The sequence below is a fragment of the Myxococcales bacterium genome, assembly GCA_022563535.1.
Classification (GTDB): Bacteria; Myxococcota_A; UBA9160; order UBA9160; family UBA4427; genus DUBZ01.
Genome location: JADFNE010000048.1, coordinates 1 through 14,992, shown reverse-complemented (window position 1 = coordinate 14,992; position 14,992 = coordinate 1). Strand labels below are relative to the sequence as shown.

Annotated in this window: 16 protein-coding genes; 8 read left to right on the top strand and 8 right to left on the bottom strand. The window is 59.1% G+C overall.

The features are described from left to right. Positions 1-401 (top strand): gamma carbonic anhydrase family protein (locus IH881_14375; GenBank protein MCH7868879.1); only part of this gene is annotated, 401 nt, incomplete at its 5' end. 12 nt (positions 402-413) lie between these two features. On the opposite strand, the gene IH881_14370 is transcribed toward IH881_14375, so the two are convergent. The 5 genes from IH881_14370 to IH881_14350 all read right to left on the bottom strand — a co-directional run bounded on the left by IH881_14370 (position 414) and on the right by IH881_14350 (position 3,686). Then, a complete protein-coding gene (locus tag IH881_14370; protein MCH7868878.1) occupies positions 414-1,817 on the bottom strand; it encodes a phosphotransferase in 1,404 nt (467 codons plus the stop codon). Between the two features lie 11 nt (positions 1,818-1,828). Then, positions 1,829-2,467: a TVP38/TMEM64 family protein gene (locus tag IH881_14365; GenBank protein MCH7868877.1), complete on the bottom strand. Its 639-nt coding sequence runs from the start codon at positions 2,465-2,467 to the stop codon at positions 1,829-1,831. 101 nt (positions 2,468-2,568) lie between these two features. Continuing rightward, on the bottom strand, positions 2,569-2,913 hold the full coding sequence (locus tag IH881_14360) for a hypothetical protein (protein ID MCH7868876.1): 345 nt from the start codon (positions 2,911-2,913) through the stop codon (positions 2,569-2,571). A gap of 42 nt (positions 2,914-2,955) precedes the next feature. Continuing rightward, positions 2,956-3,345, bottom strand: a complete 390-nt coding sequence (locus IH881_14355; protein MCH7868875.1) for a DUF4345 domain-containing protein — start codon at positions 3,343-3,345, stop codon at positions 2,956-2,958. A gap of 41 nt (positions 3,346-3,386) precedes the next feature. After that, positions 3,387-3,686: an antibiotic biosynthesis monooxygenase gene (locus IH881_14350; GenBank protein MCH7868874.1), complete on the bottom strand. Its 300-nt coding sequence runs from the start codon at positions 3,684-3,686 to the stop codon at positions 3,387-3,389. A 356-nt stretch (positions 3,687-4,042) separates the two neighbouring features. Here IH881_14350 and IH881_14345 point away from each other — a divergent pair, with 356 nt between their 5' ends. The 3 genes from IH881_14345 (at position 4,043) to IH881_14335 (ending at position 6,970) form a co-directional block, all read left to right on the top strand. Then, the gene (locus IH881_14345; protein ID MCH7868873.1) at positions 4,043-5,203 is read left to right on the top strand and encodes a sulfotransferase; all 1,161 of its coding nucleotides are present in this window, start codon (positions 4,043-4,045) and stop codon (positions 5,201-5,203) included. An 89-nt stretch (positions 5,204-5,292) separates the two neighbouring features. Further along, positions 5,293-6,369 (top strand): Zn-dependent alcohol dehydrogenase, encoded by a 1,077-nt coding sequence (locus IH881_14340; GenBank protein ID MCH7868872.1) that lies wholly within the window; start codon positions 5,293-5,295, stop codon positions 6,367-6,369. Between the two features lie 25 nt (positions 6,370-6,394). After that, complete coding sequence (locus IH881_14335) at positions 6,395-6,970, top strand: M48 family metallopeptidase (GenBank protein MCH7868871.1); 576 nt, start codon at positions 6,395-6,397, stop codon at positions 6,968-6,970. On the opposite strand, the gene IH881_14330 is transcribed toward IH881_14335, so the two are convergent. Together IH881_14330 and IH881_14325 are read right to left on the bottom strand one after the other, a co-directional pair. Beyond that, positions 6,960-8,339: a DTW domain-containing protein gene (locus IH881_14330; protein ID MCH7868870.1), complete on the bottom strand. Its 1,380-nt coding sequence runs from the start codon at positions 8,337-8,339 to the stop codon at positions 6,960-6,962. The genes IH881_14335 and IH881_14330 overlap by 11 nt on opposite strands. Beyond that, positions 8,246-9,319 (bottom strand): hypothetical protein, encoded by a 1,074-nt coding sequence (locus tag IH881_14325; protein MCH7868869.1) that lies wholly within the window; start codon positions 9,317-9,319, stop codon positions 8,246-8,248. Before IH881_14325 ends, IH881_14330 begins: the two co-directional genes overlap by 94 nt. 533 nt (positions 9,320-9,852) lie before the next feature. Here IH881_14325 and IH881_14320 point away from each other — a divergent pair. Beyond that, the gene (locus tag IH881_14320) at positions 9,853-11,508 is read left to right on the top strand and encodes an acetolactate synthase large subunit (protein ID MCH7868868.1); all 1,656 of its coding nucleotides are present in this window, start codon (positions 9,853-9,855) and stop codon (positions 11,506-11,508) included. 54 nt (positions 11,509-11,562) lie between these two features. Continuing rightward, entirely contained in the window at positions 11,563-12,660 is a 1,098-nt protein-coding gene (locus IH881_14315; GenBank protein MCH7868867.1) for an aldehyde dehydrogenase family protein, read from the top strand. On the opposite strand, the gene IH881_14310 is transcribed toward IH881_14315, so the two are convergent. Next, entirely contained in the window at positions 12,657-13,466 is an 810-nt protein-coding gene (locus IH881_14310; protein ID MCH7868866.1) for a M48 family metallopeptidase, read from the bottom strand. The two genes, IH881_14315 and IH881_14310, sit on opposite strands and share 4 nt — an antisense overlap. Positions 13,467-13,593: 127 nt before the next feature. Between IH881_14310 and IH881_14305 the strand changes: the two genes are divergently transcribed. Continuing rightward, positions 13,594-14,163, top strand: coding sequence for a hypothetical protein (locus IH881_14305; GenBank protein MCH7868865.1), 570 nt, complete (start codon positions 13,594-13,596; stop codon positions 14,161-14,163). Further along, positions 14,150-14,854: a hypothetical protein gene (locus tag IH881_14300; GenBank protein MCH7868864.1), complete on the top strand. Its 705-nt coding sequence runs from the start codon at positions 14,150-14,152 to the stop codon at positions 14,852-14,854. Before IH881_14305 ends, IH881_14300 begins: the two co-directional genes overlap by 14 nt. The last annotated feature ends 138 nt before the right edge of the window (positions 14,855-14,992 follow it).

The window sequence follows — 14,992 nt, the reverse complement described above, 5'->3', positions numbered from 1 at the left end:
GCGCTGTGCTGCGCGGCGATGTGAATGCGATTCGCATCGGCAGAGACAGCAATGTTCAGGATGGCGCGGTGATTCACGTGACTCGCGATCTATTCAATACTGAGGTCGGCGACGTGGTGACCATTGGGCACCATGCGGTGGTTCACGGTTGCAGGGTCTGCGACGGAGCGCTGATCGGAATCGGAGCCATCGTGCTCGACGGCGCTGTGATCGGCGAAGGGGCCCTGGTCGGGGCCGGAGCCGTGGTCACGCCGGGAATGAAGGTTCCGCCCGGTACTCTCGTGGTCGGAACTCCGGCGAGGGTTGTCCGCACGCTCGACGACGACGAGGTGCAGTCCCAGCGAGAACATGCGTTGAATTACGTAAAACTCGCGCACAGTCACGCGCAATCCCAGGGCTAGCTTGCGCGGCGATCAGTCGTCGAGCAGCTGCGTCTTCACGCCTTCGAGTTCGCGCAGTACCGGTTGCAATAGAGATTCATGGCGCAGGGTGCGTCGATGAAATAGTCGGATGAGATCCTCGTCGCGCGTAGCCCCGGCGCTCTCGATCAATTGTTCGAGTTCGCGGTCGGCATCGATCCAGTGGTTGAAGGACCGACCGAGCAGCGCCCCGACCTCGTTGAGATCGTTCTGTTCCAGATCACGGCCGTAGCGTTCGACACGTCGCAGATACTCGGCGGCTCGATAGGCGGCATCGGTTTCGTACGCGGCAAAGTCTCCACCCTCGCTCGCCTTCTCGAGTCGTCGGGTCAGCGCGTCGTGAGTGCCCGCAAACCGCGTGATTTTGGGTTCTGGCAGGGTTGGGGCTTCGAGTTTGATCCCGAGACCGTGGGCCATCACTTCCAGGCAAGCGCGCGACCATACCCAGTACCAACCCAGGTATTGAACAATGTCGGTGTCCGGGGTTGGATTGGCGACGAGCGGCGCGATCGCCATCGGGGTGTAGAGGTTGAAACGTACCGTGTGGTAGTCGATCACCGAGGTGGGGATTTTCTGACCGCGCAATTCGAAGTAACGCGCAAAGGCGCGCGGCAGGTCGCCCAGGGGTTCACTGAGATCGCGACCGCGCATGCCTCCGAGGTCTGCTGCGGGGTCGCCAAGACAGGCGAGCTCTAGATCGATCAACGCCGTGATGCGGCTGTTCTCGAACAAAAATTGTCCTGCGTCCACAGAAAGGAAGGTGACTTCAGAGCGATCCTTGGGAATGTTGCGCTTCAACCAGCTGAGGACGAACTCGATGATCGGTTCCGGGCGCGATTTGCATTCGCGGTAGGGCGCTTCCCAATTTGCGAGATCGCACAACCCGAGCGCTTCGGCGCCCACGGGCTTCGCCATGCCAAAGGCTTCGAAGGGAGCGGTGTCGAGTGAGTGAGTGCGCGCAAGGATCTCGATGTATTCGTCGAGCACGGCGCGACCCTCGGCTTCGGTTTCGGCCGTTGCAAGATTCTCTCGCCCCGCGCTTCGCTCCATCACGATCCCGGCCGGATCCGGGCAGTAACCGTAGACATGCGGCACTGGGATGCCGTCCTTTTCGAGTTGCTGCAACACGCGCATTTCGTGTTCGAGCACGCGGGAGCCGTGTTTGACTTCCGTGCGAGCACCGCGCAGGTAGAGCGGCAGGGTAATTCCTTTGCGCTCGAAATCGAGATAAAAGGCCGGTCGCCAGCGCGGCTGTCGTTCGTAGCTCACGATGCGACCGCCCAAATTGGCTTCGATCCAGTCGAAGGCTTTGGACCAGGGATCACCGGGACGTTTGTCGCCAGGCGGCGTCCCTTTAGGTGTCTCTTTAGGCCTCCCTTTGGGCGTAGAAGGGCTCACGGGGTGTTCCTCTAGGCCGACGCAGTGGTGCGCTTGCGAATCTTGAAAATAATGATCGTGGCGATGATCGCGACCGCGACGCCGATCCACACCTCGGTGGGCTGGTCATTGAACCAGGCGAGGAGTTCCGCCCCGAAGTAAGTAAGAAGTGAGACACCGGGGATGAAGCCGATGGCAGTCCCCAGAATCGCGGCCGGGACCTTTACCCGCGAAAGCCCGAGTGCCCAATGGGATGCCGGGTTCAAGAAGAATATGAGCCGGAAGAGGATCACCTTCGGGAGCCCGTCTTTGGAAAGCCGCTCGTCCCATTTGCGCAGGCGTTCGGGCATACGGCCTTCGACCCAGTCGCGACCCAGATAGCGTGCAAACGTAAAGCCCAACATCCCCGCTCCGATGGCCCCCAGGATGTTGACGGTAAAGGCCAACCAAAACGGCCAGAGTGTTGCCGAAGCCAAAATGAAGATGGCTCCGGGTGCGCCAAAGGGTTCGAATACTGCGAACAACACGATCACGGCCAAGGGACCCCAAGGGCCGGCCGCCTCGAGGAGTTCGCGCAAATGAACAGGGTCGAGGTATTGAAAATAGCCGCCAAAGTGTCCAAGGGCGCCGATGGCCAGAACTGCACTGAATAGGATGAGACGGTTTCCCATGTCGGTACGCTGCAGATTACCTCGGCGCAGGACTCGCTGCCCCAGATTCTGGTGCGGGGCGCTGGGTGGCGCTGGGTGGCGCTGGGTGGCGCTGGGTGTAGCTACCAGCCAAACTCGACCATGACATTGCGGGCGAGGTCTCGGATGATTTCCCATTGAGGATCGCTGGCAAACGCAGCGTCGGTCCACAAATCGAGATTCTCGGGACCCGAGATCGCGTTGAGCGCCGAGTCGAGTTTTTGCAGCGATAGGAGTTGGGCGTCCCCGGGCAGGGCCGTCATGTTCTCCATGAAGTTCGTGTACTGCTCGTCGAACGAGAGAGCGAGAAGATCGGCACAATTCCCTTGGGACCCAACTTCGGCCAGTGCGTCTTTTCCGGGTAGGGATAAATTGCGAATGGCCGTGTGCAGTGCGGTGTCTCGAGGTGCGATGATCGAAGTCGACATGAGATTGCGGAGTTTACCTTCGTTCAACGCGCTGTCGATTTTTCAGGTCTCCGAGACCGTCGAACCGCGCGCCAGATAGCCCGCCGCGAGAGCGTAGGTAGATTCGAATACGAGAGCGCCATAGGTGTATTGGGATCCACTGCCATCGATCAAGAAACCACTGAAGCGCGCCAGGAACAATCCGCCTGCCAGACAACACAGTGTGATCAACGCAGAGCGGGCAAAGTCCGGTCGCATCAAGGCGATAACGCAGATGACTCCGACCCCCGCCTGGAGTCCGCCGTACATCGCGCGAATTTCGGTTGTGCCCGTAGGTGTCGTTCCCACGACTCCCGCAATATCAGCGAGGGTTTCGGGCTGAAAGACACAGAACAATCCGTAGGGGAGCCAGATCAGCGCCGACAATATCAAGTAGATTCGAGTTCCCGACATGGTGCTGCTCCTTTGGATGTCTAGTATGAGAGCTGGATGTCTCAGCGCTCGAACTTGGTTTCGCGCAGGGTCTCGCTCACGGTCAGTGTGTACTCTGCGTAGAACTTGTCTCGCCCAAGCTGTTGTGCCGCGATATGTTCGGCGTTGATCTTCCATGCCTGCAACTCTTCTCTGGACTCGAATTCGATGATGCTCGCGCGTTCACCGTCCGGCGCATGGAACACCTTGTAGGAAATGAATCCCGGCATGGATTCGGCGATCGTCTGCATTCGATCCCCGAGTTCGTTGAACTCGTCCTCGATTCCCGCGCGGAGCTTCGAACGAAAAACCACTATGACCATCAACTCGACTCCTCAATGAATCTGTAGACAGAACTATTCATGCTCCAGGACTCGGTTTTCCGCTTTCACGATCCATACCACTCTAGGGAATTGTCGTGCCTCGGAAAGCGGTTGGCTCGCGTTCGTCTCGACCGGCGAGATTTTTGCCTGATGCGTCCTATAGTTTTCGAGACAGTTTTCGAGACCTGCTTAGCCGAAAAAATTGGCATTATCGATCCCGAGACCATGGAGACGTCGACGCTGCGACCCCAACCACTCCAATGACCACCCGAACCTACACCTTTCGAGACGCGGGGCTGTCTTCGAGGCCCCTGCGTATTTTCAACCGGCTCACGTCTCCACTCGGGATGTTGGGGGTGAAGTGGCCCTCGCTCGCCCCAGACGATCTGCTGGCCGCGGCGGCCAAGCAGGCGGGCTTCGACGATTTCGGACCCGAGACGCTTCGCGAGCCCCTCGAAGTGCTCCAGCGCGCCTTTGACGGAGAGGCGGGTCTCACGAGTTTCGGCCGAATCGTCGTGCGCCAGCTTCTCGTTTCGTCGCTCAGCCAGCGTCTGCGAGTACTGCATTGGGCCAGAGAACATCCAGAGGTTCGAGACCAGAAGATCGAGCGGCCCTGGATCATTCTCGGGCTTCCGCGCACGGGTACGACACTGCTGTCGTTCTTGCTCGGTTTCGATCCCGTCTCGCGCCCGCTGCTTCAATGGGAAGCATCGAGTCCCGTTCCTCCGCCAGATCTCGCGAGCTACGCCGAAGACCCGCGAATCGCCGCGACCGCAAAACAGTTCGACCAGTTGCAGGATCTCAATCCAGCCCTGCGCGCCATGCACCCCTTTGGTGCCACCCTGGCGACAGAATGCGTGACGTTGTTTGCATTCGATTTGCGCACGCTCTCCTTTGAAACCCAGGCGTTCATTCCGAGCTACGGGCGCTGGCTCGAGAAGGCCGACATGCGCAGCACCTATGCCATTCACAAGCTATCCCTGCAGATTCTGCAATCCAGACTTCCCACTCGGAACTGGTCGCTCAAGACGCCTAATCATCTCTGGTGTCTCGACCTGCTCGAAGACGTCTATCCCGATGCGCGGCTGATCTGGACCCACCGCGACCCGGCCAAGGTCGTACCCTCGGTAGCAAGTCTCATTACCGCCATGCACAAGACGTATTCCACGCGAGTCGACCCCGTGGCCGTGGGCCGGGAATGGGACGACAAACTCCACGCGGGGATCGTCCGGGGAATGGAGTTCGACGATCGCCAGGCGGGTCGGCAGTGGTGCAGCCATCTGCTCTACAGCGAGCTGATGGCAGATCCAATCGCCGCGGTGCGCAGAATCTACGCACAATTCGACCGAGAACTCCATCCGCTGCACGTTCAGCGCATGGAAACCTGGATGCATATGCGCGGACAGGACGCATTTGGCCGTCACGGCTACGACGCACGAGATTTTGGGCTTGCCAAAGAGCAGATTCGAGCCCGCTATAGCGACTACATCGCCCGGTACCAGATCCCCGAGGAATAAGGATTTTTGCCGGAACTGCAAATCGCGAGCAGCGTCGGCCCCGCTCGATTGATATCCTGAACCTCTCTGAACGAGAAAGGAGCACCGCAATGAAAGCCGCAGTCATGCGAGAATTGAACGCGCCGATGGAAATCATCGACGGCGTCAGCCTGGGGGATCTCGGACCCGGCGACGTGCATGTGAAACTGGTTTCGAGTGGCGTCTGCCATTCGGACCTCTCTGTACAGAACGGCACCATCCCCTTCGCCTTCCCCCTCATTCCGGGTCATGAGGGTGCGGGAATCGTGCAGGAAGTCGGTTCCGGCGTGACGGACATTGCCGCCGGAGATCACATCATTTTGAGCTTCGTGCCGGCGTGCAACAAGTGCAAGCCGTGTCTGCGCGGTCAGTCCTACCTGTGCGACGCCGGGGCTGCGTTCGGCATGACGCCGCACTTCGTAGTCGATGGCGCGCCGATGGTGGGCATGGCGGGTCTCGGCACCTTTGCCGAAGAGCTGATTGCCAACGAGGCTTGCCTGGTCAAGGTGGACGACGACATCCCGCTCGATATCGTTTCCCTGATCGGTTGCGGCGTGACGACGGGTGTCGGTGCCGCGATCAACACTGCGAAAGTCACGCCGGGTAGTTCCGTCGTGGTCTTTGGCTGTGGTGGCGTCGGGATGAGTGCGATTCAGGGAGCACGAATTGCCGGTGCCGCAGAGATTCTCGCGGTAGACACGGTGGAGTCGAAACTCGAAGCCGCCAAGGGCTTCGGTGCCACCCATGTCTGCACCCCGGACGCGCTCGATCAAATGAAAACCGAGATTACGGGGGGAGAGGGCTTTGACTACGCGCTCGAATGCATCGGCAACCCGGTGACCATTCGCGCGACCTTCGACGCAGCGCGCCGAGGCGGCACAGCGGTCATCGTCGGTGTCGGCCGGATTTCGGAAGAGGTCAAGTTCAGCGCGTTCGAGTTCTTTTTCACCGACAAGATACTGCGTGGCTCGATGTACGGGAGCGCCAACGTTCGGACCTTCATGCCCATGCTGATTCGCTTGTGGAAGGCCGGCAAGCTCGACCTCGAGAGCATGATCACCCGTCGTATTCAACTCGAAGACGTGAACGACGCTTTCAAGGCCATGCAAGAGGGCCAGGTGATCCGTTCGGTGATCGACTACAAGTAAGAGGAGTTGTAGTCGTTCGAGCAGCATGCTGAACGCAGTGCGAAGGGGTTCTGTCATCCTGGTACAGCAATCGCTTGCGCGGTTTCTCGAATTAGAGGGCCTGCGCCCGACGGTCGAGGCGGGCTTGCGCAAGGCGGCAGCGGAATTCGGCCGCGGCGAAAGAGAATTCGCTGCGGCTGGATTTTCCGAACTCGAAGACTGGACGATCCGCCCAACCCGCGCGGTCACTCGCTTTGGTTCCATCACCCCCCGCACAAAGACGCTCAGGCTCACGACCCTCGATTGCTCTCCCCACGCGCGTCGCGACACCATCTTGCACGAAGTCGCGCATATCTTGACCGGGGCATTGCTTGAAAAGCGAGAGAACCACGGTCCCAAATGGCAAGTGATCGCCAGCGCGTTGGGTGCCGCTCCAATGCGCATGGGCCGGGACCCGCGATTTCACGCGGCGAGCGAGGCGCTGCGTATTGCACGTCAGAAGGTAGTCGCGCGCTGCGACCGCTGCGGTCTGGAAATCAAACGCCTGCGGCGCTCCCGTCGCAATTGGCGCCGCTTCCTCCATCTCGAGTGCGGCGGTCGCTTCAAGGCGGTCAAGCCGTAGTGAGACTCTCCACTCCGCACTCGTGAACAAATCTCGTCACCGCTTCCAACTGGGAGAGACGCAAACCGGCACGTCCGGGCAGGGGGGTAGCGGCTGGCCGCAGGCCTTCGCGCTCGAGCACCGCGTCGATCGGTCCTCGCAGCTTGCTCGACGGATCGCGTCGATGGGCAAAGTTTTTGTAAGTCCCCTTCAAGAACGCTGCAGGGCCCTCGTGTGCGAGGGGTTGCATCACGTCGAGGGTGCTCTTGTTCCAACTCAAGAGCACATCAGTAGGCAATGAGAATGCGCGCCAGTCACGTTGCGCTTGATCCAGCGTCACCCCAGCGAGCAAGTCGTCTGCCGACAGGCCAGTGGGGCATAGGCGGTTCTCACTCGGAAGTTCTTCAGGATTGATGACCGCGGAAAAACGCTCTCCCGTGCTGAGCCGCCGCGCGACCCAGTGAATCAGTTTTTTGGGTTCGTGGCGCAGTGCCGCACGAGGCAATCCCTCGGTCGCCGCGCCCACAAATGTGGCCTCGGCGTAGACCACGACAACGCGATCGAACTCTTCCGCCAGTAGCGGGGGAAGCCCGTGGGTCCGGGTTCGATCTTTCTGGGCGAAGCGCGGAAGGCGCGGGTGCAATCGTGCCGCTTCGATCTGGAGATCGATCATGCCGGTAAAAGCCCGAAGCAATTGCCCGAGGCCCTCAGTTTCGGGTTCGATGAACTCGAGTGCCTGGACTACGGCCTCGACCGTCGAAACGCAATCGGCACTCGGTTCCTTGCGGAGTCGGTAGCGACTCGGTTGCACCGGATCAAACGCGAGCTTGGGCAGGCTGTGGAGCGCGGGAAGGTCGCGGTAGAGCGAGCGCGCCTGGTGCCAGGTGCCGTCGAGGACGACCAACGCTCGCGGTAGCTCTGACCTTGGAATTGTTTCCAGGTCCCGCGCTCCGGGTCCCGGGAACAACAGAGCAGCGCCCTCGGGAAGCTCGAGCGACCGAACTCCGTCGCGCAGGCCCCGGTCGTAGTCGACCGCAACCCGCACGCGAGCCAGGCAACGCTCCAATATGCGCGCCGATCCGAGGGGATGAAAGCGTTCGTGGGGATGCTGGATGATCAGCAGATCGGTGCGGTTCTCGACCGGCGCGAGGTATTGGCAAAAGCACAGCGCGCGGGGACGAAAACACGAATAACAGACGATCCGCGGTGATGCCGGGGAATCATCGGCGCTGTTGTCGGCGCTAATGTCGGCGTTGATGTTGATTTTGTAGTTGGCGTTGCTGATGACGTCTTGACTCAGGCGCTGGGACTCGGGCGTTCGTGCACGAGGATCTTCGTGTCTTCGCCAAAGAGAATCTTGATCTTGCCGGTCCCGGCACTTCCCTGACAGACACCGCTACCCAGAGTTTTGTGATCGATCCGATCTCCGACCTCAAAGGAAGCAAATATCGAATAGGTTTGAGTCGCCTTCTCCATATTGGCTTCGATGATCTCAACCGTGTTCACAGCCTTCTTGCGTTTGGGCTTGACCCGGCCGGCGGTCGACTCCCACGGAGGCAAAAGGACGATCGGTGCCGACAAGATCGGCCCGTCGTCGGTGTACTCCCATGCGGGGTCCGAAGTCTGTTCGATGGCGGTGTAGAACACTTCGTTGCCGATCTGCTCGGCAATTTCCCGTCCCAGGCGCTCCACTTCGCGGATCCAACCGGCCCCTTTCTGGGCCTCGCGCTTGCGGCAGATTTCCCAGTAGCGTGGAGAAGCAGCGATCACGATCGCAGGAGCCTCGTCCGAGGTGGTCCGTTCCGTTGCTTCCATGATCTCGTCGCGGAAGGCCTGTTGATTTGCATCGACGATGGCGGCTTGCGCAAGGGTCGCGAGCAGCAGTCGCAGCGGGGTATCACCGGCGCCACTGTGGGTGGCTTCCGGCTTCAAGTACTTGACGCAGATCACGGCGATGCGGTTGTCGGGCAGCAAGCCGATCAAGCCGACGTCGTCGACTCCCTTGTTGGGGTCTTGATCGCCGAGTGATTTGTTCGGTGCGGCGGTGCGCAGCGGGACGAGCCCATCGATGATCAGGAGTTCGCTGCCGTCGGGAAGCTTGGCTGCGTCGCCTCCACCCCGGGCATAGTTGCCGGCGGAGAGAGCAAAGTGTTTGTCGTCTTTGCCGTTCTGTCGCGCCGAGGGGGTGCGAATGGTTTTGATGCCAAAGTATTTCTTGTCCTGATCGCGGCGCTTGGGTGCCCCGGCCACCTCTTCTTTGTAGAGGGGTTCGAGGGATGCGCCAGTTAGCTCGGCGGCGGCGCCGCGAAAACCCTTGGCCTGCTTGACTTGTCTGTCTGTCGCGAGTGCGATCAGCGGATGAATGCTCACCTATGGTCCTTCCAGGTATGGGGCCGCGAAGTCATGCGGGCGGCACCCAGTTCTTGTGTTTGTTTGTACCGTTTTTGCTGCAGATGATGTTGCCGACGCCGGTACAGGAGATCTTGTTCGGAGTTTGGCCCGGATCCCTTTCCCAGCGGCTGAGATCAGCAGCCGCTCGTCGTGTCGGGATGCTAGCTTTGATTACCCATCTTTGCGCCTTGCCTCGACGGTCTGTTCGTCCTTCGATTGCGAGCAATTGCGAGTTTTGCCCCAGATTTCGCGGAGAAGGCCCGAATGATCGTGGCCGCAACGCCACTCCGGGCTCGACCTTGTCGGTCCTCGATGCTGAAAATTGCGTCATAGCCGGGCCTAGACCGGCGAGAGACAGCGATTTATCATCCGAATTCCGCGAGCATAGCGGTATCGCGAAGAAAGATCCGCAAACAGCACCGGTGCAGTTGGATTGACTGGCGTTTCGCAAACGATTTGAATCCCGTAGACCCGGAAAATCCGGAGAGCGCGGACGACGAAGGGAGGAACCGATGAAGGCTTCCGATGTATTCGTGAAGTGTCTCGAAATCGAGGGCGTGACGCGGATTTTTGGCGTTCCCGGCGAAGAAAATGCTGACTTCATGATGTCCCTGACCGAATCGGATCAGATTCAGTTCATCTTGACGCGGCACGAACAGGGCGCCGCCTTCATGGCCGAGGTGCACGGCAGGCTCACGGGTCAGCCGGGGATCTGCCTCGGCACCCTCGGTCCCGGTGCGACGAACCTGATCACCGGTGTGGCGGATTCAAATATGGACCGATCGCCCATGGTGGTGTTGACCGGGCAGGCGGATAGCAAGCGCCAGCACAAGGAAAGTCACCAGGCCATGGACGTGGTCAGCATGTTCAAGCCCGTCACCAAGTGGGCCCACTCGATCCTCCACCCGGACAATATTCCCGAGGTGCTCCGCAAGGCGTTCAAGCTCGCGAAGCAGGAAAAGCCCGGGGCCTGTCACGTGGAACTGGCGGAGGACATCGCCGCGATGGAGACCGACGCCGAACCCATTGCCTCCCAGCGGGTTCGCCGGGCAGTCCCCGCAGACAAGATCGTGGACGAAGCTTTCGACATGATCGCGGCTGCAAAGCGGCCGATCATTCTCGCGGGCAATGGAACGATTCGAAAACGCGCGAGCGTCCAGCTGCGACACTTCGTGGAAAAGACAGGCATTGGTGTGGTCAGCACCTTCATGGCCAAGGGTTGTGTGGACATGGACTCCGAGCAATGTCTTTACACCGTCGGGCTTCAGTCGAAGGACCATGCAACCTGCGCCATAGACGCCGCGGACGTGGTCATCTGCCTCGGCTACGACATGGTCGAGTATCACCCGCGACTCTGGAACGCGAACACCGATCACAAGCTGATCCACATCGATTTTCTGCCGGCGGAAGTCGACGAAAACTATCGCGTGGATGTCGAGATCGTCGGAGACCTTGCCCACACTTTGTGGATGTTGAACGAGCGCTTCGACGCCCTGGGTTCTCTTCCGAAGTACGATTTGAAGTACCAGGCGGCTGCGCGACGGGAGATGGCGGCCGATCTCGCAGAACACAGCGAGGACGACGCAGTGGGGGCGATCAAGCCGCAGAAGGCGCTGTGGGATGCGCGCCAGGTGCTCGGGCCGAAGGATATCCTGCTCTCGGACGTCGGTGCCCACAAAATGTGGATCGCTCGACACTTCCAATGTCACGAACCCAATACGTGTCTCATCCCGAACGGCTTCTGTTCGATGGGCTTTGCCCTGCCCGGCGCGATCTCGGCCGCGATGGTCTTTCCCGATCGGCGCATTCTCGCCGTGTGTGGAGACGCGGGGTTCTTGATGAACGTGCAGGACATGGAAACCGCCAAACGCTACAACACGACCCTCACGGCGATGATCTGGGAAGATCACGCCTACGGCTTGATCAAGTGGAAGCAGGACAACCAATTTGGTCGTCACACCGAACTCGACTTCGACAACCCAGACTGGATGAAGCTCGCCGCTGCGTTCGGTTGGCAGGGTATCTATGTGGACAAGAGCACCGAGCTGGTCGCGGCTCTCGAGAAAACGTTCCAGACCCCCGGTCCGAGCTTGCTGGTGATCCCGATCGACTACCGAGAGAACAATCTACTTACCGAACGGTTGGGAAACATCGCCTGCCCGATCTAACTCGAGAAGAACGCGAAGAAAATATCAGCCAACCCAAGTCATCGGGAGATCCAAATGCTCCAAGAAACCTACCCCTACTATCTCGGCAGTGAGCCGCAGACCCCCAACACCGATCTCGACATCATTGACAAATACACGGGCAAAGTGGCGACCCGGGTGCCGCTCGCCGATCCCGCGGCCATAGACAAGGCGATCGGGCTGGCGGTCGGCGCGGAAAAGGCGATGCGCGAATTTCCCGCCTATGCGCGTCGGGACGTGCTCAATCACTGCGCGAATCGTTTCGAAGAAAGAGCCGAAGAACTCGCCCTGGCCCTGTGCATCGAAGCCGGCAAGCCGATCAAAGATTCCCGAGGCGAGGTCACCCGATTGATCGAAACGTTCCGCATCGGGGCCGAAGAAGCGACGCGGATCTACGGCGAAGTCATACCGATGGACAATACCCCCCGCGCGGCGAACTACACAGGGATGTGGAAGCGGGTTCCGGTGGGCGCGGCATCGTTCATCAGTCCCTTCAACTTTCCACTCAACCTCGCCGCACACAAAGTGGCGCCGGCCATCGCGGCGGGATGCCCGTTCGTGATGAAGCCCGCGAGCGCAACACCCATCGGGGCCTTGATCATTGGAGAGGTGTTGGCGGAGACCGATCTGCCCAAGGGGGCCTTCTCGATTTTGCCCGCGCGCCGGGACGGTGCGGATCTCTTCACCACCGACGATCGGCTGAAGCTGCTCTCCTTTACCGGTTCCCCGGGAGTCGGCTGGGCGCTCAAGGCCAAGTCGGGCAAAAAGAAGGTCGTGCTCGAACTCGGGGGCAACGACGGTCTTTGTGGCTACCCTATCGACAAGATTCGCGAGAACCTGTCAGGTATGATTGATGCCATCCTGATATCCGGTGCTAATGTCCTACTGGTTGGTATGGTGTTACCGCCGAACTACGGCCGCCGTTATACCAGAGCCTTTGAACAGCTGTTCGTCCAGGTGGCTGCAAAGTTCAACGTGCCCTTTCTACCATTTCTGCTTGAAGGCGTGGCCACGGGCGACGCTTTGTTGCAGCGAGACGGCATGCATCCGACGCCGGAAGCCCAGGTATTACTATTGGACGACTTGTGGCCTCAGCTAGAGGACTTGCTGACACCTGACGATTCAGTCAACTAAGAAAACTCTAACAACTTCTCGCGTTCTCTCCAATCCGGCATCACGGTAGACAGCAACCGATAAAACGATTTGTTATGGGCAAAATGGCGCAAATGACACAATTCATGCGCTATCACAAAGTCGATGGCGTCAGTGGGCATTTGTACCAGCATCGAATTCAGGCATATTTCACCATTGCCTGAGCAACTACCCCAGCGAGCTTTCATCTTGCGCGTTGTCATTTTCCTGTAGGGTATTGGCTGGCTGAACAACTTCAAACAATTCTCGATTCGAATGGGGAATAGTCTATTCGCCTGCAAGCGATACCACTGGTTCAGGTGACGCGCTATCAGCGATTCACTTTCCGGTTTCATGCAACGTACAACAATAGCATCCTGAAGCTGTTCTACGAGGTTCGGTTTTCCACGAACAAGCATTAATGAGTAGTCGGAACCGAGATAACGGTGAACAGACCCATCAATAAACCGCGGCTTTTCCACACACGGAACATCGGCCAGTTCTTTGCGAGCTTGTTCAATCCAGCCCAACCTCGACTCCAGGAAAGCATCGATCTCGAGCCAGGGACATTTCAATGGAACGCGCAACTCAACTGGCATGTCGGGAGACACATACAGCACCATTGTTTTACGACGGCTTCGCTTTATTAGTACTTCAAGTTCCTGGTTGCCGATAGCTACCTGGCGCACATAGCAGGAATCAGCACCTGCCGCGGAGATCTTTCGGGTCAGGGAGCCTCTCACTGCTGCGTGGCGCTGCCACCGTGGCATGGCGGAGACATCGGCGCGTCGCCATGTTTCTCTTTCCACTCCTTCGCCGTATAGGTGTGAAGCGCAAGGGCATGGATACCGAAGCCGAGTCGACCTCATTGAACTCGCTGCTGCCCGTCAGGGGTCGTCGGGTACCAAGGTCTATGCCATCGACGTCGCTAGCCTCGTGGGACCGGTTCGAGAATTCCTGAAGAAATGGCAATTCTCCGAGGGTCCCAAAGGCCACGATTCCTTCGCAAGCACTGCACAACGCGGTATCAAAGCCCGCCAAGACGAACTCAAGGATTGGCGCACCAAGACCACCGAGTGGCTAGGGGAAGAATTCGACAAACAAGCCACGATCGACGAGATCCGGAGCCTCCTCACAGAAGCCAATCAGTTGGGCCTTTGCGATACGGGCAATATTCGAGAAGTACGCCACCTACTTGGCCAGTTTCGTGACATCGCCATAGCTGATGCCCTTGCCCACGCCGCACTCGCTAGCCACGAGCAGCGAGATGGCACCACTCTGCATGCCCTCACCTATGATTTCACAGAGGCCATTCAAGTGACCGGGGGGTTGGGTGTATACCTCCTACAGATCTTCGAGGATATCGAGAAAAGTATGAGCGCAAGGCTCGAAAATGGCGGTGCTGTCGCTGCCCAGAGAATGATCGACCAAGTGACGAAGGAGTTCCAAGCGATGCAATCCGTCGTAAACGACTATGCGGAGATTCGTTCCTATGACGGCTCGTGATCGCGCAAGCGAACTGCGAACGCGCATCTCCGAAATCAAGGAGGCACAAAAACACGAGAAGCACGCCGAGGCTCTCGAAGACAAGCGCCAGGCGCTCGAGTCGTTTCGAAGCAAACTGCAAGCTGCAGTCACATCGGCGGGCGTACTCGTCAAGAATCAGCGTCTAGAATCTGCCACGCTGCCAGATCCGACGAAACTCGCGGATGCCCTAAATAAGGTCTTCGAATCCTTCATCGAGGATCGCGGTTCTATCACAAAGGGTCGCAACTTTACCACGCTCACCGGGCATCTCGATACAACGACGAAAGCACTAAGGGGCGCGACTCTGGCGGCCTGGAAGAAAGTGGTCAGCGCGGCGCCCAAGATCAACGACTCTCTCCTAAGGCAGATCGCTGAACTTCACGGCCAACGGGCAGCCGTAGAGCAGTTGCGCAACGCGAACGCACGACTCGTTGAGGCGTCCACGAAACCGCCCGCGAACCAAGGCGAATGGGACGCATACCAAACGCTTATGCGACTCGTCGAGGAGCAGATCAAGACGCTCAACACTGATCATTTCCCACAATCCGTTCTCGACTTCTGCAAAGCAGCCCAGTCGAGCGGTGCTCCGCTTTCCATGCTGACCCGTGAAGTCCGTGCTGGCCTGGAGGAACACGGCTTGCTCGACGACCTTCGGTATCGATTCAAGTGATGCGACGATGAACGAACTGGCACGCACCGCCCTCAAGGTTCTCGACGATCTCCAGCTTCAGGAGTCTCGCCTACTCTCATGGGGCATGGTGGAAGGATCTTTCACCGACGACGAGCTTGTCGCAGTTGCGGAACGAGT